This is a genomic window from Kitasatospora sp. NPDC051914 (genome assembly GCF_040680995.1).
GTDB lineage: Bacteria > Actinomycetota > Actinomycetes > Streptomycetales > Streptomycetaceae > Kitasatospora.
On record NZ_JBFAXX010000034.1, the window covers coordinates 50,314 to 75,598 of the forward strand.

The window sequence follows — 25,285 nt, forward strand, 5'->3', positions numbered from 1 at the left end:
CTCCCATTCGTTGCTGCTGTACTGAAGGAGGATGGCGAAGCGTCAGGCGACGTAGCGCCAGCCGTGCCCGGCGCGGGCGCGCTGCCCGGCCCCGGTGGCGACGGCGGCGCGGTAGCGCTCGGCGGTGAATTCGGCGGCGCGCTGCCAGGTGAAGTTGGCCAGCACCCGCTCGCGGCCGTCGGTGCCGAGGCGTTCTCGCAGGGCCGGGTCGTCGAGCAGGCGGCCGAGGGCGGCGGCGAGCGCGCCGGCGTCGGCGGGCGGTACGGCGAGGCAGGTCTCGCCGTCGGCTCCGGCGACCTCGGGGATGGCGCCGCCGGTGGTGGCGACCAGCGGGGTGCCGGTGGCCATCGCCTCGGCGGCGGGCAGCGAGAAGCCCTCGTACAGCGAGGGCACGCAGGCGACCTCGGCGGAGCGGTACAGGTCGACGAGTTCCCGGTCGGTCAGCCCGGTCCGGAAGTCGATGTGCTTCTCCAGGCCGAAGCGGCGCACCGCGTCGGCGACCGGCCCCTCCTCCTTCTGCGGCTTGCCGACGACCACCAGGTGGGCCTCGCGCTCGGTGCGGACCTTGGCGAGCGCCTCGACGAGGTGGACGAGCCCCTTGAGCGGCACGTCGGCGGAGGAGGTGGTGACGATCCGTCCGGGCACGGTCGCCACCGACGGGTCGGGCGACCAGAGCCGGGTGTCGGCGCCGATCGGCACCACGGAGACGGCGCCGGCGGCGACCCCGAGGTGCTCGACGATCTCGGCGGCGGAGCTCGAGGAGACGGTGATGACGTGCTCCAGGCGCCGGGCGACCCGCTTCTGCATCCGGGTGAAGGCGTACCAGCGGCGCAGCGAGAGCCGCTTGACGGCAGTGGCCGCGGCCTCCAGTTCGAGCCTCCGGTCGACGGTGATCGGGTGGTGCACGGTGGTGACCAGCGGGAAGCCGTGCCGCTCCAGGCCGAGCAGGCCGTAGCCGAGGGTCTGGTTGTCGTGGACGACGTCGTAGCGGCCCTTGTGCCGGGCGAGGAACTGCCGGGCGCGCAGCGAGAAGGTGAGCGGCTCGGGGAAGCCGCCGGTGCGCATGGTGAGGAACTCCAGCACGTCGACCGGGCCGCGGTACTCGGCGAGGGCGGGGGTGCGGAAGGGGTCGTCGCTGCGGTACAGGTCGAGGCTGGGCAGCTCGACGAGCCGGACGGAGCCGGGGCCCTCGACCTCGTCGAGGACGGGGAAGGGCTGCGCGCCGATCACGTCCACGTGGTGGCCGAGCCGGGCCAGCTCGCGCGAGAGGTGGCGGACGTAGACGCCCTGGCCACCGCAGAACGGGTCGCCGCGGTAGGACAGGAGGGCGATCCGCAGCGGTCGCGGCAGCGCGGTCATGCTGGCCCCTTATCCCTACTCAACCCGGCACCGGCGGCCGCAGCGGTTAAAGTAGATCACGTTTCATGGCGAAGTGGCTCCTCGTCGTCGGGCAGGTGGACGACGAGAGACCTCGAAGATACCGGCCCGTAGCTTCACGGCTTGAGCCAGGGAAGGTGATTCACGCCACGTGCCCGGTCTCGTTCCGTCAACGCCCTGGGGGCTCCGTTGACCGCGTCCAGCACTGCCGACCGCCGGCTCTCCCAGCGCCAGGCGGAGCGCCGCCGTGCGATCCTGCGCGCCGCGACCGCGCTGGCCTCCCGGGGCGGCTGGGAGGCCGTCCAGATGCGGGACGTCGCCGAGGGCGCGCAGGTCGCGCTGGGCACGCTCTACCGCTACTTCCCGTCCAAGGTGCACCTGCTCGTGGCGGTGATGGAGGAGCAGTTGCGCGGGCTGAAGGAGCAGGTGAGGAGGCATCCGCCGACGGCCGCCGACCCGGCGGGACGGGTCGCGGAGACGCTGACGCTGGCCTTCCACGCACTGCAGCGGGACCCGCGGCTGGCGGAGGCGATGGTGCGGGCGCTGTCCTTCGCGGACCGCTCGGCGGGGCGCGAGGTCGACGCGGTGGCCGAACTGACGTCGGAGATCGTCCTGGCGGCGGCCCGGCTGCCGGGGCCGCCGACGGCGGAGCAGCGGGCCGCCCTGCGGGTGGTCGGCCACACCTGGCACGCGACGCTGCTGAGCTGGCTGTCCGGGCGCAGCTCACTGGCGGAGGTCCGCAGCGACCTGCACGCGGCGGCACGGCTGCTCACCGTGGAGGGCTAGCGGGGGTACCGGGCCGTTCTTCGGGGTGTCCCCGGCCGGAACTGGAACACGTTCCACCGGAGCGGCCGCAGTCCCCGGACGGTCGCCCGTTAGAGTCGGGGCGCACGACAACTCCATCCGCCCCTCCCGGGGGAAGCCGGTGCGAATCCGGCGCTGACCCGCAACCGTGAGCCCGCCCGGCGGGCGAGCCGGACTGCCCGGGGCCGGGGCGAGCGGCCGGCCGGGCGTGGCACGCCCGGTTCCGTCGAGGTCTACGGGCAGCCCCGCCGGGCTGCTGCACCGCTCACCGAAAGGCTCACCCTCACATGCTCACCGCCGCCCGCCTGGGCGCCACCGCGCTGGCCGGCCTGCTGCTGGCCGGCGCCGCCGCCCCCGCCCTGGCCGACACCCCGGCGCCGTCCCCGGTCACGCCGCCCGCCGCGCTGTACGGCAAGGGCGACCCCACCTACGACGGCGTGTGGCGCCAGGCGCTGGCACTGACCGCGCTGGCCTCCGCGAAGGTCGTCCCGGCTCCGGCCGCCGTCGACTGGCTGACCGGGCAGCAGTGCGCGGACGGCGGCTGGCCGTCGTTCCGGGCGGACACCGCGGCGGCCTGCGACCCGAAGACCGAGGACAGCAACGCCACCGCCGTCGCCGTGCAGGCGCTCACCGTGCTCGGCGGGCACCAGGACGCGGTCACCAAGGGCGTCGACTGGCTGAAGGCGAACCAGAACGCGGACGGCACCTGGTCCTACAACCCGGGCAACCCGGGCGACGCCAACTCCACCGGCCTGGCCCTCAACGCGCTGGCCGCCGCGCACGCCGACCCGGCGAAGGTCGCCAAGGCCGGCCGGACGGCCTGGGACGGCCTCGCCTCCTTCCAGCTCGGCTGCGCCGCCACCGCCGCCGAGCGCGGCGGCTTCGTCTACCAGCCGGCCGCCGACGCCAAGGCCAACGGCCTGGCCTCCGCGCAGGCGGCGCTGGCCGCGGCCGGCGGGGCGCTGCCGGTGACCACCACGGACCGGGTGGACTCCGCCCCGGTCGCCCTGCCGTGCGCCCAGGGCGGCGCCGCGACCGCCGTGCCGCGCGCGCAGTCCGCCGAGGCCGCCTCCGCGTACCTGGTGTCGCAGCTGAACGCCAACGGCCAGCACCTGATGCTGACCACCCCCGGCGCCGAGCCCGCCCCGGACCTGAACGCCACTTCCTGGGCGGTGCTGTCGCTGGTGAAGGCCGGCCATCCGCACCAGGCCGCCGCCGCCGCGGACTGGCTGGCCGGCAACGGCTACACCTGGGCCGCCAAGGGCAAGAACGGCACCGACGCGGCCGCCGCCGCGACCCTGCTGCTGGTCGCCCAGGCCGCCAAGCTCGACCCCTACAACTTCGGCGGCACCAACCTCGTCCAGCTGCTGCTGGACGCCGGCCCGAAGGCCGCCTCGGTGCCCTCCGCCGCGGCCTCCGCGGCGTCCGCCAACCCGGACGGCACCGCGGCCCCCGGCTCCGGCATCACCGACGGCGAGGACAACGGCGGCTTCTCGCCGATCTGGCTGGTCGGCACCGGCCTGGTGGTCGGCATCGGCGGCGGGCTGGCCATCAGCCTGAACCGCCGTCGGCAGGCCGCCGCGGCCGCATCGACGGACACCCCGGCGAAGGACGACGGGCAGCAGTGACCAGCGCGCTGCGCCGGGCGGCGGCCCTGCTCGCCGCCGTCCCGGCAGCCCTCCTCGTCCTGGTGTCGGCCGCGGCACCCGCGCAGGCCGCGGACTACCGCTACTGGTCGTTCTGGAAGTGGAGCGGCGGCGCCTGGACCTACCAGCAGCAGGGCCCGGCCGTGTACGTGCCGGCGGACGGCTCGGTCGACGGCTGGCGGTTCGCGCTGAGCCCCGACGGCGGCAAGGACGCCGCGCGCCCCGGCGCCGCCGGCGACTTCGCGGCGCTGTGCGCGGCCACCCCGGCCGGGGCCGGGCGTAAGCGGGTCGCCGTGGTGCTCGACTTCGGCACCCCCGCGGACGCCCCGAAGGGCGCGGGCACCCCGCCCGCGGCCCGTACGGCCTGCGCCTCCGTCCCGACCGCCGCCACCTCCGCGGAGGTGCTGGCCGCCGTCGCGCCGCCGCTGCGCTACGACAGCGCGGGCATGCTGTGCGCGATCGCCGGCTACCCGAGGGCAGGCTGCGGCGAGGCCCTGGCCGACGCCCCCGCCGGGGAGTCCGGCGCCGCGGCCGACGGCTCGTCCGACCACGGCCTGCTCGGCCCGGTGCTCGGCGGGCTCCTCGTCGTGCTGCTCGGCGCCGGCGCCTGGTGGCAGGTCCGCCACCGCCGCTGACGACCGCCCAGGCTGCCCGGAGACCACGCCATGCCACGACCCCGCACCGCCGTACGCCCCGCCGTCGGCCCGCGCCACCTGCACCCCGGCGCCTGGTGGCTGTGGGCGCTCGGCCTCGCGGCCGCGGCCTCCCGCACCACCAATCCGCTGCTGCTCCTGCTGATCGCCGCGGTCGCCGGCTACGTGGTCGCGGCCCGCCGCGGCGACGAGCCGTGGGCCCGCTCCTACGGGGCGTTCCTGCGGCTCGGCCTGCTGGTGCTGGGCATCCGGATGGCGTTCACGGTGCTGCTCGGCTCCCCCGTGCAGGGCACCCATGTGCTGCTCACCCTGCCGCAACTGCCGCTGCCGCAGTGGGCGCAGGGCGTCCGGGTGGGCGGTGCGATCACCCTGGAGGGCCTGCTGTTCGCCCTGTACGAGGGGCTGAAGCTGGCCGTCCTGCTGGTCTGTGTGGGCGCCGCCAATGCGCTCGCCTCCCCCACCAGGCTGCTGCGCGCGCTGCCCGGTGCCCTGTACGAGGCCGGGCTGGCCGCGGTGGTGGCGATGACCTTCGCCCCGAACCTGGTCGCCGACGTCCGGCGGCTGCGGGCCGCCCGCCGGCTGCGCGGCCGCGAGGACCGCGGCATCGCCGCCCTGCTGAGCGTCGGGCTCCCGGTGCTGGAGGGTGCGCTGGAGCGCTCGGTCGCGCTCGCCGCCGCGATGGACACCCGCGGCTTCGGCCGCACCGCCGACGTGCCGCGCCGCCTCGCCCGGGCCACCGCCGCCCTCACCCTGCTCGGCCTGCTCGGCATCTGCGCGGCGCTGTACGGGCTGCTCGGCGCCGCCGGCAGCGGCTGGGCACTGCCGGTGCTGCTGCTCGGGCTGGCCGCGGCCGGGGCCGGGCTGGTGCTCGGCGGCCGCCGCACCGTCCGCACCCGCTACCGGCCCGACCCGTGGGCGCTGCGCGAATGGCTGGTGGCCGGCTCGGGCGTCGCCGTCGCCGCGCTCACCGTCTGGTGCGCCGGGCAGTACCCGGCCGCCTTCGAGCCCTCGGTGGTGCCGCCGGAGCTCCCCGCCCTTCCGCTGCCCGCCGCGGCCGCCGTCCTGCTCGGCCTGGTGCCGGCGGTGGCCGCCCCCACCCCGCCCAGGAGGAGCTCGTGATCACCTTCGAGCAGGTGTCGGTGACCTACGCCGACGCCGCCGGGCCCGCCCTGACCGGCGTCGACCTGACCGTCCCTGAGGGCGAACTCTGCCTGCTGGTCGGCCCGTCGGGCTCCGGCAAGTCCACCCTGCTGGGCACGGTCAGCGGGCTCGTCCCGCACTTCACCGGCGGCACCCTGCACGGCCGGGTCACCGTCGCCGGCCGCGACACCCGCACCCACCGCCCGCGCGACCTCGCCGACGTGGTCGGCACCGTCGGCCAGGACCCGCTCGCGCACTTCGTCACCGACACCGTCGAGGACGAACTCGCCTACGGCATGGAGTCGCTGGGCCTCGCCCCGGACGTGATGCGGCGCCGCGTCGAGGAGACCCTCGACCTGCTCGGCCTCGCCGACCTGCGCGACCGCGCCCTCACCTCGCTCTCCGGCGGCCAGCAGCAGCGGGTGGCGATCGGCTCGGTGCTCACCGTCCACCCCCGGGTGCTGGTGCTGGACGAACCCACCTCCGCGCTCGACCCGGGCGCCGCCGAGGAGGTGCTCGCGGTGCTGCAGCGACTCGTCCACGACCTCGGCACCACCGTGCTGATGGCCGAGCACCGGCTGGAACGCGTCGTCCAGTACGCCGACCAGGTGCTGCTGCTGCCCGGCCCCGGCCTCGCCCCGCAACTGGGCGACCCGGCCGGGATCATGGCGCACTCCCCCGTCCACCCGCCGGTGGTCGCCCTCGGCCGGGCCGCCGGCTGGTCACCGCTGCCGCTCTCCGTCCGCGACGCCCGCCGCCGCGCGGCCGGGCTCCGCGCGCGGCTGGCGGAGCACACGCCGCCGACAGCTCCGGCACCCGACGGCGAAGTGCTGGCGTCCGTCGACCGGCTGGTGGTGAAGCGGGGCCCCGTGCCCGCGCTGCGCGGGGTCGACCTGGTGCTGCGCAGCGGCGAGACCACCGCGCTGATGGGCCGCAACGGCGCCGGCAAGTCCACCCTGCTGGGCAGCCTGGTCGGCCTGCACGCCCCGTCCGGCGGCAGCGTGAAGGTCGGCGGTCTCGTCCCGCACAAGGCCCGGCCCGCCGAACTCGTCCGGAAGATCGGGCTCGTCCCGCAGGAGCCCCGCGACCTGCTGTGCACCGAGAGCGTCGGCGCCGAGTGCGCCTCCGCCGACAAGGACGCCGGTGCCCCCGCAGGCACCTGCCGGGCCCTGGTCGCCGAACTGCTGCCCGGCCTGGCCGACGACCGGCACCCGCGCGACCTCTCCGAGGGGCAGCGGCTCACCCTGGCCCTGGCCGTGGTGCTCACCGCCGCGCCGCCGGTGATCCTGCTCGACGAGCCCACCCGCGGCCTGGACTACGCCGCCAAGGCCCGGTTGGTCGGCGTGCTGCGCGGCCTCGCCGGGAGCGGGCACGCCGTCCTGCTGGCCACCCACGACGTCGAGCTCGCCGCCGAACTCGCCCACCGCACCGTGGTACTGGCCGAGGGCGAGGCGGTCGCCGACGGGCCGACCGCCGAAGTCGTCACTGCTGCACCGGCGTTCGCCCCGCAGATCGCCAAAGTCCTCACACCTGAACCATGGCTGACACTCAATCAGATCACCGAGGCGCTCGGGGAGCCGCTGTGACCGCCCCGGCCGGGCCCGCACCGCTCGGACGGCGTTCCGCGCCCGCGCTCGCCCTGCTCTCGGCGATCGGCGTCGCCGCTTTCGGCTGGCCGCTGCTCGCCTCCCCCGGCTCCGACCTGGTCGGCCACTCCGCCGACGCCCCCTGGCTGTTCGCGCTGCTGCTGCCGCTGCTGCTGGCCGTGGTGGTCGCCCAGATCTCCGAGGGCCGCGAGGCCGGCGGCGGCGCCCCCGGGCTGGACGCCAAGGCGGTCGCCCTGCTCGGCGTGCTCGCCGCGGCGGGTGCCGCCCTGCGGCCGCTGGGCGCGGGCACGGCCGGCCTGGAGCCGATGTTCTTCCTGATGGTGCTGGCCGGGCGGGTGCTCGGGCCCGGCTTCGGCTTCGTGCTCGGCGCGGTGTCGATGTTCGCCTCGGCACTGCTCACCGGCGGGGTGGGGCCCTGGCTGCCGTTCCAGATGCTCGCCATGGGCTGGGTGTGCCTGGGCGCCGGGCTGCTGCCGGGAGCGGCCGCCCTCCGCGGCCGCGGCGAACACCTGATGCTCGCCGGGTACGGGGCGGTGGCCGCGGTCGGCTACGGCACGGTGATGAACCTGCAGGGCTGGCCGTACATCGCCGGGCAGGCGAGCTCCATCGCCTTCGTCCCCGGCGACCCGCTCTCGGCGAACCTCCCCCGGTTCGCGCTGTACTGCCTGACCACCTCGCTCGGCTGGGACCTGCCCCGGGCCGCCCTCACCGCCGTGCTCTGCCTGACCGTCGGCGGGCCCGTCCTGCGGGCGCTGCGCCGCACCACCCGCCGGGCGGCCTTCGGCGCACCGGTCGTCTTCGCACCCCCGGCCGCGGCGCCTGCGGAAGCCCCCGCCGAGAAGCCCGCCGAGAAACACTGACGGGGTGCGGCCGGCGGCCGCACCCCGTCACGGTCGGTTCCGGTCAGGCCTTCGGCCCGGCGGACTGCACCACCTCGAAGGACCACAGCACCGAGTCGCTGGCGGCGGGCCGCTTCGGCGCCTCGCCCTCGGCGGCCGGCGGGCCCTGGCGGTGCGCGGCCTGCATCGGCCCCTCCATCCAGGCCTTGAAGGACTGCTCGTCGCGCCACCGCGTGTACACCAGGTACTGGTCGGTGCCCTCGACCGGGCGCAGCAGCTCGAACCACTCGAAGCCGTCCGAGTTCTCCACCGCCCCGGCACGCGCGGCGAACCGCTTCTCCAGGGTCTCCCGCATCTCGGCCGGGACGGTCAGCACGTTGATCTTCACCACAGACATGCCTCCATCCTGCACCACCCGTACGCGCCGCGGCGGTCAGACCCCGGCGCGTCCCGACAGGACGAGCGCCCAGGCGAGGCTGCCGAAGGCCGCCGTGTTGAGCACCGCGCGGACGGTGTTCCAGCGCACCCAGGCCTGCTCGAAGGCGGCCCGGACGGCGGCCGGGTCGGTGACCGATCCGGGTTCGCCGGCCGCCGCGAGCCGGTCGTTCAGCGGCACGTTGACGGCCATGGTGATCACCAGCACCAGCAGGTAGAGCACCGCGGCGGCGGCGATCCACGGCAGGGCGGGCCGCCCGGCGCCGCCGAGGTGCAGGGCGCCGGCGGCGACGGTGAGGATCAGTGCGCCCGCGAAGGCGGCGGCGAACCAGCCGTTCAGGATGGCCGTGTTGATCCGCTGCATCGCCTCGACGAAGGTGCCGTCCCCGCTGCGGCCGAGGCCCGGCATCACCGAGCAGGCGAAGGCGTAGAAGAGACCTGCCATCAGGCCCGTCGCGATGGTGGCCGCGACCAGCAGTGCGGTTGCCATGGGTCGCACCTCCTTGTCCCCCGTGGTCCGTGTCATACCGTCAAGTCAACCGGCGCAACGGTACGGCGCCCATGGCCGGTCCGCTCGCCCGCATACGCACGCGTCCAGGGAACCGCCCCACCGCCTTCGACCGCGCGGCCCAGGGCGTGTCTTACGGATCTTGTCGGATCAGCCTGCGGCGCCAGGGTGCGTGCATCGCAAGGCGGAGGAGGGAGTCCATGCGGAGCATCGGCGACCGACGACAACGCGGCGAGGCGCGTGCCATGGCGCCGCAGGCTGATCCGACAAGATCCGTAAGACACGCCCTAGGCTGGCCCCATGGACGCAGCCGACGGACTGGCCGGGCTGCTCGCGGCTCCGCGGGCGCAGGGTGCCTTCCTGCTGCGTTCGGTGCTGGACCCGCCGTTCGCGGTGGCCGTCCGGGACGGGGCGCCGCTGACGGTGGTCAGCATGGGGCGCGGTACGGCGTGGATCGTCCCGGAGGCGGCGGAGCCGGTCGCACTGGGGCCGGGGGACGTGGCGATCGTGCGCGGCCCCGAGCCGTACACGGTGGCGGACCGGCCGGACAGCCCGGTGCAGGTGGTGATCCACCCGGGGCAGTTCTCCACCGATCCGGCGGGGGCTCCGCTGTGCGAGGAGATGGACCTCGGAGGACGGTCGTGGGGCGGCCGGCCGGACGGGGCGACGGTGTTCCTGAGCGGCACGTACCAGCTGCGCGGCGAGGTGAACGGCCGGCTGCTGCGTGCGCTGCCGCCGGTCGCGGTGCTGCCGGCGGACGCCTGGTCGTCGCCGCTGCCCGCGCTGCTCGGCGAGGAGATGGACCGGGACGCGCCGGGCCAGGAGGTGGTGCTCGACCGGCTGCTGGACCTGCTGCTGATCACGGTGCTGCGCGAGTGGTTCGCCCGCCCGGAGGCGGCGGCGCCGCGCTGGTACCTGGCGCACGGCGACCCGGTGGTGGGCCGGGCGCTGCGGCTGCTGCACGGCCGGCCGGCCGAGCCGTGGACGGTGGCCTCGCTGGCCGCGGAGGCCGGGGTGTCGCGGGCGGCGCTGGCGCGGCGCTTCACCGAGCTGGTCGGGGAGCCGCCGATGGCGTACCTGACGGGCTGGCGGCTGGACCTGGCGGCCGATCTGCTGCGCGAGCCGGAGGCCACGCTGGCGGCGGTGGCCCGCAGGGTGGGGTACGGCAGTCCGTTCGCACTGAGCAGCGCGTTCAAGCGGGTCCGCGGGGTCAGCCCGCAGCAGCACCGGGAGTACGGCACGGCCTGATTCGGCCGCGGTGGCCGGACAAAACCGGTGGAGTGTCCCTCCGGGTGCGTCCTAGGGTGCGCGGATGGCCGACATCATCCCGCTCCCCGACCGTTCGACCTGGCTGCCCGGCTATCAGCGGCGCCTGACCGACTCCTACCGTGCCGGCGGGCTGGAGCCGGCCGCCGCCGAGCAGCTGGCCGCGGAGGCCGGCGGGCGGACGGGGGGCTGGACGGTCGCCGGGATCACCGAGGACGGCCGGACGGTGGGCTTCGTGGCGGTGGGCCTGGACGACCGCAACGGCAGCCCGGTGGGGCGGATCGGCGAGCTGTGGACGGAGCCGGGCCGGGAGGGACTGCGGCCCGCGGCGCTGCACTGGGCCGAGCGGTGGTGCGCGGAGCGCGGCGGCCACCGGGTCGAGGTGCTGCTGGCCGCGCCGGACCCGCTGTTCGAGGGCTATGCGGTGCGCGGACAGGCCCGGGTCAAGACGGTCGCCGCCGCGGCGACCGACCTCGGCGTAACGGCGCGTCCGATGACCGCGGAGGAGTACCCGGCGTGGCGGGCGCAGCAGGACGCGGCGTACGTCGCGGACATGGTCCGGGCGGGTGCGCACACGGAGCAGGAGGCCCGGGCCAAGTCGGCGGCGGACTTCTCCCGGCTGCTGCCCCGCGGGATGGACACCGAGGGCAATGCGTTCCTGGTGCTGGAGGCGGGCGGCGAGACGGTCGGGACGGGCTGGCTGAAGCACGGCTTCCTGCCCGGCGTCACCTTCGGGTACTCGCTGGACGTGCTGCCGGAGCACCGGGGGCGGGGGTTCGGCCGGGCCGCGATGGCGGTCGGCGAGCAGGCCGTCCTGGCGGCCGGTGACCGTGCGCTGCTGTTCAACGTGTTCGGCGGCAACGAGGTGGCGATGGGCCTCTACACCAGCGCCGGGTACACGGTGCTGGAGGAGCGCCGGTCGCGGGACGTCAGCGGCACTCCGTAGGCGCAGCAGTGGCGCACCGGGAGGACGGCGGGCCGTCACCGACCGTTCATCGCGACCGTTTCGCCATGAAATAGGACAAGGTCGCCCTCCAACACGGGACCTCCCTGTCGTCTCCGTGCAACCTCCTGCATAATCGGGCGCGTTCGTCACACCGACCGAGGAGGACCGGCCGATGCCGGGAGAGCTCTGCCCGCTGTGCGGGACGGTCCGGACGGCCGTCGGCTGCGCATGCGCCTCCTCGTCCCCGGATGCCGCCGAGACCGCCGTCCTGCCCCATGTGGAGGGCCCGCCGCTGGTCAGACCGTACGTCTCGGCCGGCCACGGCCACGGCTACGGCCACGCGGCGGCCGGGCCGACTGCCGACCCGTTCGCGACCACGCTGATGCCGCCGGTGCCGGCCGTCGTCGTGCCCCCGCCGCCGGCCGCCCCGCCGCCAGCCGTGCCGCAGCAGCGGCCCGCCCCGGACGGCCGTCCGGCCTCTCCCGGCGGCCCCGTCGGCCCCGGTGGCGACCTGGGCGTCTTCGACTTCCACGGGACCCCGCAGCAGCGCCCGGGCGGGCGGGCCGACCGGCGCGAGCAGGACCGGCTCACCTCGGGCCGCCGCCGCACCGTCGTCATCGCCGCCGGGCTCGGGATCGCGGCCGTCGGCGCGGGCCTGGCGCTGGCGCTGGCCCCCGCCTCCGAGCCGAGCAACGTCGACCAGGCGCTGCCCTCCCCCAACGGCACCGTGGACGCCCTGCCGCCGGACCTGGAGCAGCCCGGGCCGACCGCCAGCGCCTCCTCGTCCGCCTCCCGCAAGGCGTCCGCCTCGCCGGGCCGCAGCACGGCGCAGGCCAGCCGGGAGCCCGCGGTGGCGCTCAGCCCCGCCGGGTCCGGTGCGCCGACCGGCAGTACGTCGTCCTCCGCCGCACCGAGCGCCTCGGGCGTGCGGGTGCTGAAGCCCGGCGACTCGGGCGCCGACGTCCGGGCGATGCAGCAGCTGCTGATCACCACCTCCTGCGGCAGCCTCAACGTCTGGTTCGCGACGGGGAACTTCGACTCCTGGACGCAGTGGATCCTGAGCGAGTTCCAGCGCGACGCCCGGATCAAGGGCGACGAGCGCAACGGCACCCTGTACGGCCCCAAGACCCGCGCCGCCCTGGAGAAGGAGGCGGCCGACCCCAACTGCTGACCGGCCGCCCTCCGGGGCCGGCGGACGTCAGCCGGTGACGGCCTTGAAGATGCTGAACGCGGCCATCAGCAGCATCAGGCTCGCCGCGATCCGCACGATGACCTTCATCGGCACGTGCCGCAGCAGCTTCTGCCCACCGACGATGGCGATGCCGCCCACGGCGCACAGCGCCAGCCAGGCGCCGAGGCCCACGGAGACCGGGTCCGCGTACTTGGCGGCGAGGTTGGCGGTCATGATCTGGGTGAGGTCGCCGAACTCGGCGACCGCCACGACGGCGAAGCTGGCCCCGGCGACCTTCCAGAAGCTGCCGGAGGAGGGCTCCTTGGCGGTGTGGCCGTCGTCCTCGTCGCCGTGCTGCCAGAGCAGCATCGCCGCGCCGAGCAGGAAGAGCACGCCGGTGACGCCCTCCACCCAGCGCTGCGGGAGCAGGGCGAGCAGGCTGCCGGCCACCAGTGCCAGGGCGACCTGCACGGCGAACGCGGCGGCGATGCCGGCGAAGACGTAGGAGGCCCGGTACTTGGTCCCGAGGACCAGGCTGGCCAGGGCGGTCTTGTCGGGCAGTTCCGCGAGGAAGATGATGCCGAAGGTCAGCGCGGCAACGGTGAGGCTCATCGGGTCCGGTCTCTCGGTCTGGCCGCCGGACCGGAGCCCTGTCAGGGGACGCTTCGGCCCGACAGCACTGGTCGTGTTCACAGCACTGCGGCCGAAGGTCTCGCCGACACCCCGAGCGGTACGAGGTGTCCCGGGCGCCGGGCCCCTGGGGGCCAGTGTGTCGACGGTCCGGTGGAGGGCTACTCCCCTTCAACGCCTCCCACCCTACCGGAGGCCGGACGGCGGTCCGGCCGGGGCCTCAGGCCGGCACCCGCCCCCGGCCGACCAGCTCCAGCACCGCGACCACCGCCACCGACTCCACCGCGAGCAGGGCGATCAGCACGAACAGCTGCACCGCGCCCGCCTGCACCGGGCCGGCCCCGCCGAGCAGCATCCCGACGAAGGCGCCGGGCAGGGTGACCAGGCCCACGGTGCGGGTCTGGTCCAGGACGGGGACGAGCGAGGTCGCGGCGGCAGTCCGGCAGATCTCCAGCCGTGCGTCGCGGTCCTCGAAGCCGAGGGCGAGCGCCGCCTCCACCTCGCCGCGCCGGGTGCGCAGCTCGTCCAGCGCCCGGCGGCCGGCCAGCGAGGTCGCGGTCAGCGCACCGCCGATCAGGATGCCCGCGACCGGGATCAGCGCGATGCCGCGGTGCGGCAGCAGGCCGGTGGCCAGCAGCAGGACGAGCACCGGCAGCACGCCCGCGCCGATCGGCAGCGCCGCCCACGCCCAGCCCGGGCCGCCGGTCATCCGGCGGCCCGCCGTGTGCACCGCCACCGCGAACATCACCAGCACGAACAGGGCGGACGTCCACAGCGAGCCGACCACCCAGGAGATCACCAGGGCCACCGCGGCCAGCTGCACCACCGCGCGCAGTCCGGCCCGCAGCACCGCGTGCCCGTGGCCGAGCCGGCCCCGGCCGGCCACCGCCACCGCCGCCGCGAGCAGCAGCGCGATCACCGCACCGAGCAGCCAGGTGACCGGCAGCAGTTGCCCGGCCGGCGCGGCCACCGGTCAGATCCAGCTGGTGAACCACATCCGGTCCTGCCAGTCCGACATGGGGATCACCTCCGCCGTGTACAGCGGGTAGAAGAAGGCGAAACAGCCCACCACCGCGACGACGACCAGCCCGGCCCCGGCCGCCCCCCAGGCCCGGCGGCGCCTGCTGCTGCCGGCCGGGCCGAGCATCGCCCCGAGCATCTGGGCCACCGCGAGGCAGAGGAACGGCACCAGGATCACCATGTAGAAGGAGAAGATCGTCCGCTCCTGGTAGCCGAACCAGGGCAGGTAGATCCCGGCGACGCCGGCCAGCACCGCACCCGAGCGCCAGTCCCGGCGGAACAGCCAGCGCCACACCGCGTACGCCAGTGCGAAGCAGGCCGCCCACCACAGCAGCGGCGTCCCGAGCGCCAGGATCTGGCTCGCGCAGCCGCCGCCGGACGTGCAGCCGCCCTTCCCGTCGGCCAGCTGCTGCCAGTACATCGACACCGGGCGGCCCTGGACGAGCCAGCTCCACGGGTTCGACTGGTAGGTGTGCGGCGAGGTCAGGCCGGTGTTGAAGTCGTACATCTGCGAGTGGAAGTGCCACCAGCCGCGCAGCGCGGACGGCACCCAGGTCATCGGCACCCGGGGCAGCGGGATGTCCACCACCGGCGTCCGCGGCATCGACACGCCCGCCCGGTGGTCGGCCCAGTGCCGGTCGAAGCCGCCGTCGGTGGCGAACCAGCCCGACCACGAGGCGACGTAGACCAGGACGGCGGTGCCGGCCATCGACAGCAGACCGGGCAGCAGGTCACGGCGCAGCAGACTGCGGGTCGGGCGGTGCGCACCGGCCCGGCGGCGGCCGGCCCGGTCCCAGAGCAGCGTCAGCACGAGGAAGACCAGCAGGATCTGCAGGCCGTTCCACTTCACCGCGGCGGCGCAGCCGAGCAGCGCACCGGCGCCGATCCGCCACGGCCGCAGGCCGAGCCGCACCTCGTCCGCGGCCCGGCCGCCCTCCGCCCGGGCCGCCTCCAGCACCAGGCGGCTGTGGTCGCGGTCCACCAGCAGGCAGCCGAACGCGCCCAGCACGAAGAACATCGACACGCCGTCCAGCAGGCCGACCCGGCTCATCACGAAGTGCAGGCCGTCCACGGCCATCAGCAGGGCGGCGGTGCAGCCGAGCAGGGTCGAGGAGAAGAGCCGCCGCCCGATCCGGGCCAGCATCAGCACCGAGAGCGTGCCGAGCAGCGCCACCATCACCCGCCAGCCGAAGGGGTGCAGGCCGAACGCCCACTCGCCGAGGGCGATCACCCACTTGCCCAGCGGCGGGTGGGCGATGAACGCGGGCTCCGCGGTCAGCGGGATCTGCTGCGGCGAGGAGAGGATCGCGTTGTTGGAGCTGTCCGGCCAGACGCCCTCGTAGCCCTGACGCAGCAGCGACCAGGCGTCCTTCGGGTAGTAGGTCTCGTCGAAGACGAAGGCGTTCGGCCTGGCCAGGCCCCAGAAGCGCAGCAGGCCGGCGAACAGGGCGACGGCGATCGGGCCGAGCCAGTCGGCGTGCCGGACGAACCACGGCAGCGGGCCGCGCGGGGCGGCGGCGTGGCGGACGGCGGTGTCGTCGTCGCCGCCGGTGGGCGCCGCGTGCTCGGTGACTGCCGGGTGCGCCATGGTCTCCCGCCGCTCCTCGCTCGGTGTCGCGGCGGCCGGCGGCGGTCCCGGGCAGACGGGGCGCCGACCCGGACTGGCGCTATGTCGCCTTTGTCGGACAGATCCTAGCCCGGCCGCACTCCCCGTCCGTCCACCCCCGCCCCGCGGTTTGACCCTCGACCAGGTCGAGGGACCAGAGTTCTTCCCGTGGAGAGCAACCGGACGGGGCGCGGTGGACCGCCCGGAGTGGGGAGCAGGCGTGTACAGCATCGGGGAGACCGCCCGGCTCAGCGGGCTCAGCGTCAGTGCGCTGCGGTTCTACGACGGTGCCGGTGTGTTCGGGCCGGCCCGGGTCGACCCGCGGACCGGCTACCGCTGGTACGCCGCGGAGCAGCTCGCCGATGCGCGGACGATCGCCCGGCTGCGCCGGGTGGGGATGCCGCTGGCGGACATCTGCCGGGTGCTGGGCGGTGACCCTGTCGAGGCCCGGGCCGCCCTGGACGCGCACCTGCGCCGCCTGGAGGACGGCCTGGCGGATGCCCGCCGCGAGCTCTCCACCGTCCGGAACCTGTTGGAGACGAAGGAGCGACCGATGACCACGACCCGCCTGACCCTGCCCGCGGCCGAGCTGGCCGCAGCCCTGGACGCCGTCCGCTTCGCGGTCTGCCCGAACGGCTCGCTGCCCCAGGTGGCCGGGGTGCTGTTCGAGATCGGGGGCGGCGCGCTGCGGCTGGTCGCCACCGACCGTTACCGGCTGGCCGTCTCGGAGGCCGCGCCGGGCCGGGTCGAAGGGCCCGAGGCGGCGGCGCTCGCACCGACCGTGTTCGTGGACGCGCTGAGCGATCTGCTCTCCGGGGCGGAGTCCGGCGGTACGGCAGAGCTGACGGTGACGGACGAGGCGCTGGTCGCGACCGCCGCGGGCCGCAGTGTGCGCGGCGACCGGGTGCCGGCGGACTTCCCGGACTACCGGCCGATGCTGCGCCTGGCGCCCACCCACCGGGTCGAGATCGCCGCCGACGCCCTGCTGGCGGGCCTGGACGCGGCGCCGTTCCGGACCGTGCACCGGGACCAGGACGGCGCCGACGTCCCGGTCTCGGTGCTGACGGTCTCCCCCGACGGCGCCCTCACGATCGGCGACGGGGCCGATGCCGCCGACGGGCTGCGCGTCCTGGTCGACCGGAGCTTCCTCTCGGAGGCCGCGGCGGCCGGCGCCTCCGGCCAGCTGGTCCTGGAGCTCGGCGGCCCGGTCGCCCCGCTCGCCATCCGCTTCCCGGCCCGCGAGGGCACCTTCTCCCTGCTGATGCCCACCGCCCCCTGAGGGCCCGGCGCCCCCGCCGGCGCCGAAAGGGCGGGCCCCTCCTGCCCGCCGGCGCGAGGGCGACACCCGCCCCGAGCCGAAGGGCCCGCCGGTGCCGAAAGGAAGGAACGCGGGAGCGACGAAGGAGCGACGGAGTGACGACCGTCGGCGCCGGGTCAGGAGGGCCCGGAGGCGAGCGGGCGACAATCAGCCCTGAGGCGAGCGGGCGACAGAACAGTCTCAGGCAGCCGGCCTGATGTTGTGGTTGAAGTGGAAGACGTTGTCGGGGTCGTACTCGGCCTTGACGGCGGCGAGCCGGGCGAGGTTCTCGGCGCCGCGGCCCGCGGCGGCGCGGTCCTCGCCCTCGTCGCCGATGAAGTTGAGGTAGACGGCGCCGATCGACCAGGGCTCCATGTCGCCGCGGACGGCCTTGGTCCAGGAGCGGCCGCGTTCGTCGTCGGCCGGGTCCTCCCAGACGGCGAAGGGGTGGACGGCCCAGGGCGCGCTGCGCCAGGGGACGGGCCATTCGTGGTCGCCGGCGGCGACGGCGCCGCCCATGGCGAAGGCGATGTGCTGGCTCGGCGAGGGGACGATCATGTCCTTGGCGCGGGCGGTGAAGACGTCCACGGCCTCGTCCGGGAAGCCGGAGAGGTACTCGGCGGACCAGTAGTTCCGGAAGCCGGGCGGGTCGTCGAGCATGCACTGCAGGTCGGCGTAGGGGATGTCGGTGATCACCTCGGCGGCGTGGCCGAGGCCGAGCATCGGCCGGAAGACGGGCTTCGCGGTCTCCAGGTCGCCGGCGTAGGTGAGCAGGACGCCGATCGCGGGCTGCCCGACCAGGTGCGGCGGGACGAACTCCTCGGGCGGGCCGGTGAGGTAGATGAAGGCGCCGCCGACCTCGTCGGGTGCCTCGTCCATCAGGTCGCGGTAGGCGCGCAGGGCCTCGGGGCCCTTGTCGGCCTCGAAGAGCAGCAAGGCGATGGAGAAGCCCGGCAGCGGGTGCAGGCCGAAGGTGAACTCGGTGACCACGCCGAAGTTGCCGCCGCCGCCGTGCAGGGCCCAGAAGAGTTCGGGGTTCTCCTCGGCACTGGCGTGCACCCGGCGGCCGTCCGCGGTGACCAGGTCGGCCGCGAGCAGGTTGTCGCACATCAGGCCGAAGCGGCGTTCGAGCCAGCCGGAGCCGCCGCCGAGGGTGAGGCCGCCGACGCCGGTGGTGGAGGCCCGGCCGCCGGTGGTGGCGAGGCCGTGCGGCTGGGTGGCCCGGTCGAGGTCGGCCATCACGGCGCCGCCGCCGACCCGGGCGACCCGGGCGGCGGGGTCGACCAGGACGGTGTTCATCCGCCGCAGGTCGATCACCAGGCCGCCGTCGACGAGGGCCTGGCCGCTGACCGCGTGGCCGCCGCAGCGGACGGCGGCCTCCAGCCCGCGGCTGCGTCCGAAGGCGAGGGCGGCCGCGATGTCGGCGGGCCCCTCGCACTGGGCGATCACCGCGGGCCGGCGGTCGATCATGGCGTTGTGGATGGTCCTGGCGTCCTCGTAGGCCTCGTCGCCGGGCACGATCACCCGGCCGGCGAAGCCGTCTGCCAGTTCCTCGGGGCGCAGGCCGTCGAGCGGTACGGAAGCCATGGTGAGCGGTCCTTCCCGTCCGGTACGGGGCCGACGGGGTGCGCGGCCCCCGCTTCCGACACTAGGCCGGGCGGGTGAGCCGCGCATCCGAACCGCTCGCGGCCGGGCACCGGTTCAGGCCGCGGTCTGCAGCTCCCGTACGACGGGCCGGATCTGCTGCACGGTGCGGACGGCGTTGTCCTGCACCGGCGTCAGGTGCCCGCGCAGCCGCAGCGCCAGAGCGACGATCAGCACGGTGCACAGCGCCATCGCCAGCAGGTACAGCGGCCAGGTTCCGGCACCGACCAGCAGGACGCCGACGGCGGGGCCGACCGCGATGGCGACCTGCTTCACCAGGGCGTGCGCGGCGTTGTAGGTGCCGAGCATCCGGGCCGGCGCGAGGTCGGCGACGATCGGGCCGAGCGTCGGGGCGAGCAGCGACTCGCCGACGCCGAACAGCGCGTAGACGGCGACCACGGCGACGGTCGCGGCGAGCGCGTCCGAGCGGACCAGGCCGGCGACCAGCGCGGCCGTCCAGGCGCCGAGCCACACCACGCCGGCGGCGGCCATCGCGGTGGTCCGCCGGCGCCGCTCGGTGAGCCGGACGACGACCATCTGCAGCAGCACGATGGTCAGCGCATTGGCGCCGATGGCGATGCCGAGCACGGACGGCGCGGTGCCGACGGTGTCGGTGGCGAACGCCGCGACGCCGGACTCGAACTGGCCGTAGCAGGTGAAGAAGATCAGCGCGGCGAGCAGGCAGAGCCGGGTCATCGCCTTGTCGGCGGCCAGCGCGCGCAGGCCCTTGGGCTCGCTGCGGTCGGCGACCGGGGCCGGTGCGGCCTGCGGGATGCGGGCCGTGCCGGTGACCAGGGCGAGGCCGATCAGGGTGAGCGCCTCGATGGTGAACAGCCGGGTGAGGCTGGCCGGGTCGGCGGTGTCCACGATCTGCCCGCCGACCAGTGCGCCGATGCCCATGCCCAGGTTGATCAGGGTGAACTGCAGGGCGAAGGCGCGCGAGCGGCCGGCCCGGCCGGTGCTGCGGACGATCATCGTGGCGAGCGCCGGCTGGCATACGGTGATGCCCGCGCCGAACAGGAACGAGGCGACCAGCAGGGTCGGCGCCGTGGTGGCCTGTCCGAAGGCGTACGCGCCGCCGGCGGCGAGCGCCGCACCGGCGAGCAGCACCGGGCGCGGCCCGTACCGGTCGATGCCGCGGCCGGTGAACGGCAGGACGGCCAGTGCCGCGAGCGCGAAGACGGTGAACACCATCCCCGCCGCGAACGAGCCGAGCCCCCGCACCTGGTCCACGTACACGAACATGTACGGCATCGTGAACCCGCTGCCGAACGCGCTGAGCGCGTTGCCGATCTGGACGCGGCGCAGCGGGCCGCCCGCCCTGTCCGCCCGCCGTGCCCACTGCTTCACCGTGCCGGTCACCGTGCACACCCCTTTGCCATGGAGGAAGGTTGAACCCTTCCTGCTTTAAGTCCGTAAGATTTCAGAGCTAAACTCTAAGCATCCGAAGACTATTCCGTCAAAGGCTTAAGGGGTGCACCCAGCCGTGGGAGAATGGCGGCCATGAGCGCACGCAAGCCGGAGCAGCCGGCCGCCACCGAGCTCGGCATCGCCGAGCAGGTGGCCCTCTACCAGCGGGAATTCCCCACCGTGGACCCGCAGGTGGAGACGATCGTGTCCACCCTCTCCCGGCTCTCCCGGCGGATGAACGTGGCGTACAGCCGCCAGCTCGCTGTGCTGGGAATCACGTCCGCCGAGTGGGAGGTGCTCAAGGCACTGGTCTTCGCGGGCAGCCCGTACCGGCTCGGCCCGGGCGAGCTGGCCAAGCGGCTGGGCCTCACCCCGGCCGCGATGACCCACCGGATCGACCGGATGGTCGCCGACGGCCTGGTCACCCGGGAGCGCGACGAGGCCAACCGGGTCCGCGTGATCATCGAGCTGACCGAGACCGGCCGCGACCAGTGGCTGGAGCTCATGCGGATGGCCGCCGTCTTCGAGGCGGACCTGCTGCAGGACATCGTCGGCGAGGACCGTGCCGCCCTCTCCGGGATGCTCGGCCGGATGCTGCGCCGCATCGAGCAGAGCCAGCCGGACGCCCTCGGCCGCACCGACGACCTGGCCTGACCCGCGCCCGCCCGGACCTACCGGCGTTCGCCGACGCCCCGGACCTACCGGCGTTCGCCGGGAATGGGACTGCCCCGGACGGAGGTTCCGTCCGGGGCAGTCCCATTCAGCTCGGGTCGTGCAGGTGGTGCGGGTCAGCAGGCGCCGTTGTCGGCCCAGACGCCCCACTGGCCGCTGAGGCTCGGGTCCTCGCCCTGGGTCCACCACTTGTTGGTGTACTTGTGACCCTTCCAGGAGACCTGGGTGCCGGCGGTCGCGTAGACCGTGGCGGAGTTCCAGCTCGGGGCGGTGCAGGTGCCGCCGGTCGGGCTGGCCGAGGTCGAGGGGGAGGTCGACGGGGACGGCGAGGCCGAGGAGGACGGCGAGGCCGAGGAGGACGGCGACGTGCTCGGCGAGGCGGTCGGCGAGCCGGTCGGCGCCGGGCAGGAGGCCGCGGAACCGTTGGTGGCGTTCACCATCGCGTCGAAGAGCGAGGTCTGGGTGCCCAGGTCGTAGAGCGAGAAGGCGAAGGAGCCGCCGAGGCCGTTGCAGTGCGCGTAGTCCATCTTGGCCTGGATGGACTTGGCGTTCTCACCGGTCCAGAAGGTGGTGCCGTCGTAGAAGTACGCGGTCTTCGCGGCGTCGTCCCAGTAGGTGTTGGCCGCGTTGCCGACGAAGCTGCTCAGCTCCTTGTACATCTGGATGCCGGGGACGTTGCCCGACATGGCGGCACCGGCGGCCGGGCCGGTCGCGCTCTGGAACAGGCCGTGGTTGGCACCGGCGGGGACGCCCGTCCAGCCGCGGTAGTAGAACGGCACACCCATGTTGATCTTCTTGGCGGGGAAGCCGCCGGGGATGCCGTACTGCGGGTCGCCGACCGTCCACGCCTTGATGGCGTTGTCGATCGAGTACTTGCCGTTGCCGCCCGGGACGGGGGTCATCGGGTCGTTCGGGTTGGTGTAGATCGGCGCCTGGTGGTTGGTCGGGCCGGTCTTGTCCCACGCGCCGTGCATGTCGTAGGTCATGACGTCGAGGAAGGTCAGGTACTGGCCGAGCTTGTCGGTCTCGACGTTCTTGATCTTGTCCTGGCCGGCGCCGACCGCGGCGGAGAGCGCGTAGCTCTTGCCGTCGGTCCTGCCCTGGGCGTCGAGCTGGGCGCGCAACTCGGCCATCAGCAGGGTGAAGTTCTGCTTGTCGTTGGGCGAGGCGTGGTTGCCGGTGTGGCCGCCGCCGCCCGGGTACTCCCAGTCGATGTCGAAGCCGTCGAAGACGCCGGCCGCGCTGCCGGTGCCGCCGAAGCCGCCCTGCACGGGCAGGTTGCCCTTGATGAACATGTCGACGCAGGAGGAGGCGAACTTCTTGCGCGCGGCGTCGGTGGCCGCCACGTCGGAGAAGTACTTGGAGTAGGTCCAACCGCCGATCGACAGCAGCACCTTGAGGTTCGGGTTCTTCGCCTTCAGCTTCTTCAGCTGGTTGAAGTTGCCGACCAGCGGCTGGTTCCAGGTGTCGGCCACGCCGTCCACGCTGGTCGCCGCGTCGAAGGTCTTCTGGTAGTCGGCGTACGCGTCGCCCGCGCCGTCACCGGCGTTGGGGTCGTCCTCGTTCTGCGAAGCGGCCTTGGTGGCCTCGAAACAGGTGAGGTTGGTCGGGTCGATGTTGGCGAAGTCGTAGATCAGGTAGTCCAACTTCGACGCCACGCCGGTGTCCTGAACTGTCTTCAGGTAGTAGGCGTTGCTGTAGATCGACCACTGGTCGAAGTACGCGACCTTGATGCCGCCCGAAGTGGCGGGCGCACCGGTCGAGTTGGTCGGGGCGGCCTGGGCGTTGACGCCCGAGGTGAGCGCGAGCGCGCCACCGATCAGCAGGGAGGCCGCGGTGCCGGCGGCGAGGAAGCCCATGCCGCGGCGACGGCGGTGCCGGCTCTGCCTGGGCTGGGACGGAACGGAACGAAGCATGGCTGCGTGGCTCCTGGTCGTGGGGGATGCCCCGCCGCGCCCCGGGTGCACCACGGCGGGTGGGACCGCAATGGCAGGGGCATGACAGGGGGATCGAGCGTTGGGCCTGCACACAAAAGGAATGACCGGCTGCGGGGAACGCGCCGAACCGGTGCCGACGGCCCGAACCGCCGGCACCGGCCCAGGGGCTCCCTGCACCTGGCCACAAAAATGGACTAGACCAAACGTCCCGTCAAGAGCCGTTCCCTGCCCTTGAGGAGTCCTTAAGGTTCCGTTCGGGTGCGGCTCAGTAGCGCAGTGCGTGCGCCACTTCGGCCTTGACCTGGCCGGTCAGCGCACGGTTGCTCTGGGCCGTGGCCTGCGCCGTTCCGCCGGCCGGCACGTTCGGCACGTTGACCACGACCGTGTCGAGCCGGTTGCCGCTGGAGTCCTCGAAGTCGACCTGCACGGTGTACCTGTGCGGCGAGTCCTCGCCGTTGGTCACCGTGATCGGCACGTCCAGCTTGCCGTCCGAGGCGGTCACCGGGGTGCCCAGCTTCACGTCCTCGGAGGCGTCCAGGCCTCCGGTGACCTCGGCGATCGCCGAGGAGGCCGCTGCCTCCGCCGAGGCCACCGCGGACGCCGCCGAGGAGGCCAGGCCGCCTGCGGCCGAGGCCAGTTCGGACGCCTTCGACTCCACCGCCGCGGCCGCCGAGGAGGCCGCCGAGGACGGCGAGGAGTCCGACGAGCACCCCGCCAGTGCGGCACCGCCCAGCAGCACGGCGGCGCCCAGCAGGGCTGCGGAACGGATCTGGTGGTTCATGACTGACTCCCGTGGACGACGGATCCCGCGGTGCCGCCTCGGCACCGGTCCCCGCCCGCGGCCGGCCGCGCCGGGCGAACGGATGACCCCCTGGAAACGGCCTGCTCAGGAGAGACCCGAGCCTTCCTGCATGGCGGCCTGCTCGATCTCCCGGATCTCCCGGCGGCGCACGGTGTCCTGACGCCGGGTCACCACGGCCGCCGCGCCGACGGCGCTCGCACCGAACGCCATCAGCCCGATCCACGGCCGGTCCAGCACATGGCCCAGCGCATGGTCGAGCGAGTAGCGGCCCGCCCCGGAGATGCCCAGGGCCAGCCCGCAGGTGCCGATCAGCGCCGGGTACTCGAAGCCGCCGCCGACCGCCCAGAAGCCGGCCGGGGCGTGCACCGCGATGGCACCCGCCATCGTGCCCGCCACCACCGACCCGGCCACCGGTGTCGCCAGGCCCAGCGCGAGCATCGCCCCGCCGCCCGCCTCGCCGACACCGGAGGCGATCGCGCTCTGCCGGCCCGGCTCGTACCCCATGTGCTCCATCGCCAGGGTCGTGCCCTCGATGCCTCCCCCACCGAACCAGCCGAAGAGCTTCTGGGCGCCGTGCGCGAAGAGCACTCCGCCCACGGCGGCGCGCAGGGCGAACAGGCCGAGGTCCTTGCGGTGCAGACTGGTCATGATGGGCCCCTGGGTCGATGGCGGCACGTCCTCTCCATCCCAGCCCACGGGCCGGGACCGCTCGACCCGGGACCGCCATCCGGGCGAACCACCGAGGAGCGCCATGTCCGCGCCGCCCACCCCCGTTTTCCACCTCGACGGGACGGAGATCACCGACGAGCGCTCGTTCTACGCCGCGCTCGGCGCGGCCCTCCGCCCGCCGGACGGCTACTACGGCAGCAATCTGGACGCGCTCGCCGACTGCCTGCACGGCGGCTTCGGCCCCGAGCCCCCGTTCGTGCTGGTCTGGCACGCCTCCGCACTGGCCGCCTGCCGACTCGACCGCCGGATGCTCCTCGCCGGCCGCGAGTGCAGCTACTTCGAGGCCCTCCTGGACGTGCTCAAGCAGGGCGGGGTCGCCGTACGGCTGCGCTGACGAGCCTGTTACTCAGCCGGGACATCCGGCGCAGAACCACCTCGGCGCGCCTGACGTGATCACGGTCGACACCCCACGACCGGCACACCAGGAGCCCCCATGAAGCAGCGCCCGACCACCGCGGCCCGGGCGGCGGCAGCGACCGCGGCCGTCCTCGCACTGGCCCTCGGCGCCGTCGCCTGCAACGACGACACCACCGCGGCCGGCAGCGGCGCGGCACCCACGGCCGCCGGCACCACCGCCTCCTCCCCCGCGGCGGACGGCGGTGCGGCGACGGCCGGGACGGCCGGGCCCGGTTCCGCCGCGACCGGCAAGGGCACCGCCCCGGCGCAGAACGCCTCCGAGCGCTGCCGGACGGGCGAGCTCAAGGCCGACGTGCAGATCCAGGAGGGCGGCGGCCGGGCCATGGTCATGCTGGTCAACAAGGGCAGCCGCACCTGCACCGTCAAGGGCTACCTCGGCTACGGCGGGCTGCTCGCCGACAACTCCCGGGTGGACACCGCCACCCACCGGGTCGCCCAGCCCGGCCCGCCGGTCTCCGTCACCCTCAAGCCCGGCACCACCGCTTTCTCCGGGCTCTCCTGGAAGTCCTGCGACAAGGCCGACACCACCTGCACCGTGCTGGCCGGCCTGGTGGTCACCCCGCCGGACGAGACCACCCAGCTCACCGCCGCCGTCCTCGGCACCGACGGCAAGCCGGTCGTCCAGTTCCCGGTCGCCGAGGCCGGTTTCACCGTCGGCACCCTCCAGCCCTCCAACCAGGGCGTCCTGCTCGGCTGAAGCGGCTTCGAGGCACCCGGATGAACCCCCGG

The 25,285-nt window shown here is 74.6% G+C and carries 24 protein-coding genes and 1 riboswitch; of the genes, 13 read left to right on the plus strand and 11 right to left on the minus strand.

All coding sequences use genetic code 11. The annotated features are described in order from the left end of the window. Positions 1 to 42: 42 nt before the first annotated feature. On the minus strand, positions 43 to 1,359 hold the full coding sequence (locus tag AB0M03_RS22625) for a glycosyltransferase family 4 protein (protein ID WP_363493599.1): 1,317 nt from the start codon (positions 1,357 to 1,359) through the stop codon (positions 43 to 45). Positions 1,360 to 1,566: 207 nt separating this feature from the next. On the opposite strand from AB0M03_RS22625, the gene AB0M03_RS22630 reads away from it, so the two are divergent. From AB0M03_RS22630 to AB0M03_RS22655, 6 genes are all read left to right on the plus strand, one after another. Next, positions 1,567 to 2,163, plus strand: coding sequence for a TetR family transcriptional regulator (locus tag AB0M03_RS22630; protein ID WP_363493601.1), 597 nt, complete (start codon positions 1,567 to 1,569; stop codon positions 2,161 to 2,163). Positions 2,164 to 2,292: 129 nt separating this feature from the next. Then, positions 2,293 to 2,362: riboswitch (cobalamin riboswitch) on the plus strand. Between the two features lie 106 nt (positions 2,363 to 2,468). Next, the gene (locus AB0M03_RS22635; RefSeq protein ID WP_363493603.1) at positions 2,469 to 3,809 is read left to right on the plus strand and encodes a prenyltransferase/squalene oxidase repeat-containing protein; all 1,341 of its coding nucleotides are present in this window, start codon (positions 2,469 to 2,471) and stop codon (positions 3,807 to 3,809) included. Then, entirely contained in the window at positions 3,806 to 4,462 is a 657-nt protein-coding gene (locus tag AB0M03_RS22640; protein ID WP_363493605.1) for an SCO2322 family protein, read from the plus strand. The genes AB0M03_RS22635 and AB0M03_RS22640 overlap by 4 nt, the downstream gene beginning before the upstream one ends. Before the next feature lie 30 nt (positions 4,463 to 4,492). Further along, positions 4,493 to 5,599, plus strand: a complete 1,107-nt coding sequence (locus tag AB0M03_RS22645) for an energy-coupling factor transporter transmembrane protein EcfT (RefSeq protein ID WP_363493607.1) — start codon at positions 4,493 to 4,495, stop codon at positions 5,597 to 5,599. After that, positions 5,596 to 7,206 carry an ATP-binding cassette domain-containing protein gene (locus AB0M03_RS22650; RefSeq protein WP_363493609.1) on the plus strand — a complete coding sequence of 537 codons (1,611 nt, stop codon included), beginning with the start codon at positions 5,596 to 5,598 and terminating at the stop codon, positions 7,204 to 7,206. The genes AB0M03_RS22645 and AB0M03_RS22650 overlap by 4 nt, the downstream gene beginning before the upstream one ends. Then, positions 7,203 to 8,087 carry an ECF transporter S component gene (locus AB0M03_RS22655; protein WP_363493611.1) on the plus strand — a complete coding sequence of 295 codons (885 nt, stop codon included), beginning with the start codon at positions 7,203 to 7,205 and terminating at the stop codon, positions 8,085 to 8,087. The genes AB0M03_RS22650 and AB0M03_RS22655 overlap by 4 nt, the downstream gene beginning before the upstream one ends. Positions 8,088 to 8,130: 43 nt before the next feature. Here AB0M03_RS22655 and AB0M03_RS22660 read toward each other — a convergent pair whose 3' ends face one another. Both AB0M03_RS22660 and AB0M03_RS22665 read right to left on the minus strand, forming a co-directional pair. Continuing rightward, a complete protein-coding gene (locus AB0M03_RS22660) occupies positions 8,131 to 8,463 on the minus strand; it encodes an antibiotic biosynthesis monooxygenase (RefSeq protein WP_363493613.1) in 333 nt (110 codons plus the stop codon). A 36-nt stretch (positions 8,464 to 8,499) separates the two neighbouring features. Next, positions 8,500 to 8,991 (minus strand): anthrone oxygenase family protein, encoded by a 492-nt coding sequence (locus AB0M03_RS22665; protein WP_363493615.1) that lies wholly within the window; start codon positions 8,989 to 8,991, stop codon positions 8,500 to 8,502. 318 nt (positions 8,992 to 9,309) lie between these two features. Between AB0M03_RS22665 and AB0M03_RS22670 the strand changes: the two genes are divergently transcribed. The 3 genes from AB0M03_RS22670 to AB0M03_RS22680 all read left to right on the plus strand — a co-directional run bounded on the left by AB0M03_RS22670 (position 9,310) and on the right by AB0M03_RS22680 (position 12,392). Continuing rightward, complete coding sequence (locus tag AB0M03_RS22670; protein WP_363493617.1) at positions 9,310 to 10,257, plus strand: AraC family transcriptional regulator; 948 nt, start codon at positions 9,310 to 9,312, stop codon at positions 10,255 to 10,257. Positions 10,258 to 10,321: 64 nt separating this feature from the next. Beyond that, on the plus strand, positions 10,322 to 11,221 hold the full coding sequence (locus tag AB0M03_RS22675) for a GNAT family N-acetyltransferase (RefSeq protein ID WP_363493619.1): 900 nt from the start codon (positions 10,322 to 10,324) through the stop codon (positions 11,219 to 11,221). A gap of 172 nt (positions 11,222 to 11,393) precedes the next feature. Continuing rightward, entirely contained in the window at positions 11,394 to 12,392 is a 999-nt protein-coding gene (locus tag AB0M03_RS22680) for a peptidoglycan-binding domain-containing protein (protein WP_363493621.1), read from the plus strand. A gap of 27 nt (positions 12,393 to 12,419) precedes the next feature. On the opposite strand, the gene AB0M03_RS22685 is transcribed toward AB0M03_RS22680, so the two are convergent. From AB0M03_RS22685 to AB0M03_RS22695, 3 genes are all read right to left on the minus strand, one after another. Continuing rightward, entirely contained in the window at positions 12,420 to 13,004 is a 585-nt protein-coding gene (locus AB0M03_RS22685; RefSeq protein WP_363493623.1) for a TMEM165/GDT1 family protein, read from the minus strand. Between the two features lie 238 nt (positions 13,005 to 13,242). After that, positions 13,243 to 13,992 (minus strand): ABC transporter permease, encoded by a 750-nt coding sequence (locus AB0M03_RS22690; protein WP_363493624.1) that lies wholly within the window; start codon positions 13,990 to 13,992, stop codon positions 13,243 to 13,245. Positions 13,993 to 13,995: 3 nt separating this feature from the next. Continuing rightward, positions 13,996 to 15,630 (minus strand): phospholipid carrier-dependent glycosyltransferase, encoded by a 1,635-nt coding sequence (locus tag AB0M03_RS22695; RefSeq protein WP_363493626.1) that lies wholly within the window; start codon positions 15,628 to 15,630, stop codon positions 13,996 to 13,998. 238 nt (positions 15,631 to 15,868) lie between these two features. On the opposite strand from AB0M03_RS22695, the gene AB0M03_RS22700 reads away from it, so the two are divergent. Further along, the gene (locus tag AB0M03_RS22700) at positions 15,869 to 16,927 is read left to right on the plus strand and encodes a MerR family transcriptional regulator (RefSeq protein WP_363493628.1); all 1,059 of its coding nucleotides are present in this window, start codon (positions 15,869 to 15,871) and stop codon (positions 16,925 to 16,927) included. A 219-nt stretch (positions 16,928 to 17,146) separates the two neighbouring features. On the opposite strand, the gene AB0M03_RS22705 is transcribed toward AB0M03_RS22700, so the two are convergent. Both AB0M03_RS22705 and AB0M03_RS22710 read right to left on the minus strand, forming a co-directional pair. After that, positions 17,147 to 18,532: an FAD-binding oxidoreductase gene (locus AB0M03_RS22705; protein ID WP_363493630.1), complete on the minus strand. Its 1,386-nt coding sequence runs from the start codon at positions 18,530 to 18,532 to the stop codon at positions 17,147 to 17,149. 114 nt (positions 18,533 to 18,646) lie between these two features. Beyond that, on the minus strand, positions 18,647 to 19,951 hold the full coding sequence (locus AB0M03_RS22710) for an MFS transporter (RefSeq protein ID WP_363493632.1): 1,305 nt from the start codon (positions 19,949 to 19,951) through the stop codon (positions 18,647 to 18,649). 141 nt (positions 19,952 to 20,092) lie between these two features. Here AB0M03_RS22710 and AB0M03_RS22715 point away from each other — a divergent pair, with 141 nt between their 5' ends. Then, positions 20,093 to 20,653 carry a MarR family transcriptional regulator gene (locus AB0M03_RS22715; RefSeq protein ID WP_363493634.1) on the plus strand — a complete coding sequence of 187 codons (561 nt, stop codon included), beginning with the start codon at positions 20,093 to 20,095 and terminating at the stop codon, positions 20,651 to 20,653. A 134-nt stretch (positions 20,654 to 20,787) separates the two neighbouring features. Here AB0M03_RS22715 and AB0M03_RS22720 read toward each other — a convergent pair whose 3' ends face one another. The 3 genes from AB0M03_RS22720 to AB0M03_RS22730 all read right to left on the minus strand — a co-directional run bounded on the left by AB0M03_RS22720 (position 20,788) and on the right by AB0M03_RS22730 (position 24,058). Continuing rightward, positions 20,788 to 22,530 carry a glycosyl hydrolase family 18 protein gene (locus AB0M03_RS22720; protein ID WP_363493676.1) on the minus strand — a complete coding sequence of 581 codons (1,743 nt, stop codon included), beginning with the start codon at positions 22,528 to 22,530 and terminating at the stop codon, positions 20,788 to 20,790. 343 nt (positions 22,531 to 22,873) lie between these two features. Beyond that, positions 22,874 to 23,389 carry an FxLYD domain-containing protein gene (locus AB0M03_RS22725; protein WP_363493636.1) on the minus strand — a complete coding sequence of 172 codons (516 nt, stop codon included), beginning with the start codon at positions 23,387 to 23,389 and terminating at the stop codon, positions 22,874 to 22,876. Positions 23,390 to 23,494: 105 nt separating this feature from the next. Further along, the gene (locus AB0M03_RS22730) at positions 23,495 to 24,058 is read right to left on the minus strand and encodes a DoxX family protein (RefSeq protein WP_363493638.1); all 564 of its coding nucleotides are present in this window, start codon (positions 24,056 to 24,058) and stop codon (positions 23,495 to 23,497) included. 103 nt (positions 24,059 to 24,161) lie between these two features. Here AB0M03_RS22730 and AB0M03_RS22735 point away from each other — a divergent pair, with 103 nt between their 5' ends. Together AB0M03_RS22735 and AB0M03_RS22740 are read left to right on the plus strand one after the other, a co-directional pair. Next, positions 24,162 to 24,473 carry a barstar family protein gene (locus AB0M03_RS22735; protein ID WP_363493640.1) on the plus strand — a complete coding sequence of 104 codons (312 nt, stop codon included), beginning with the start codon at positions 24,162 to 24,164 and terminating at the stop codon, positions 24,471 to 24,473. A gap of 99 nt (positions 24,474 to 24,572) precedes the next feature. Further along, entirely contained in the window at positions 24,573 to 25,253 is a 681-nt protein-coding gene (locus tag AB0M03_RS22740) for a DUF4232 domain-containing protein (protein ID WP_363493642.1), read from the plus strand. Positions 25,254 to 25,285: the final 32 nt, after the last annotated feature.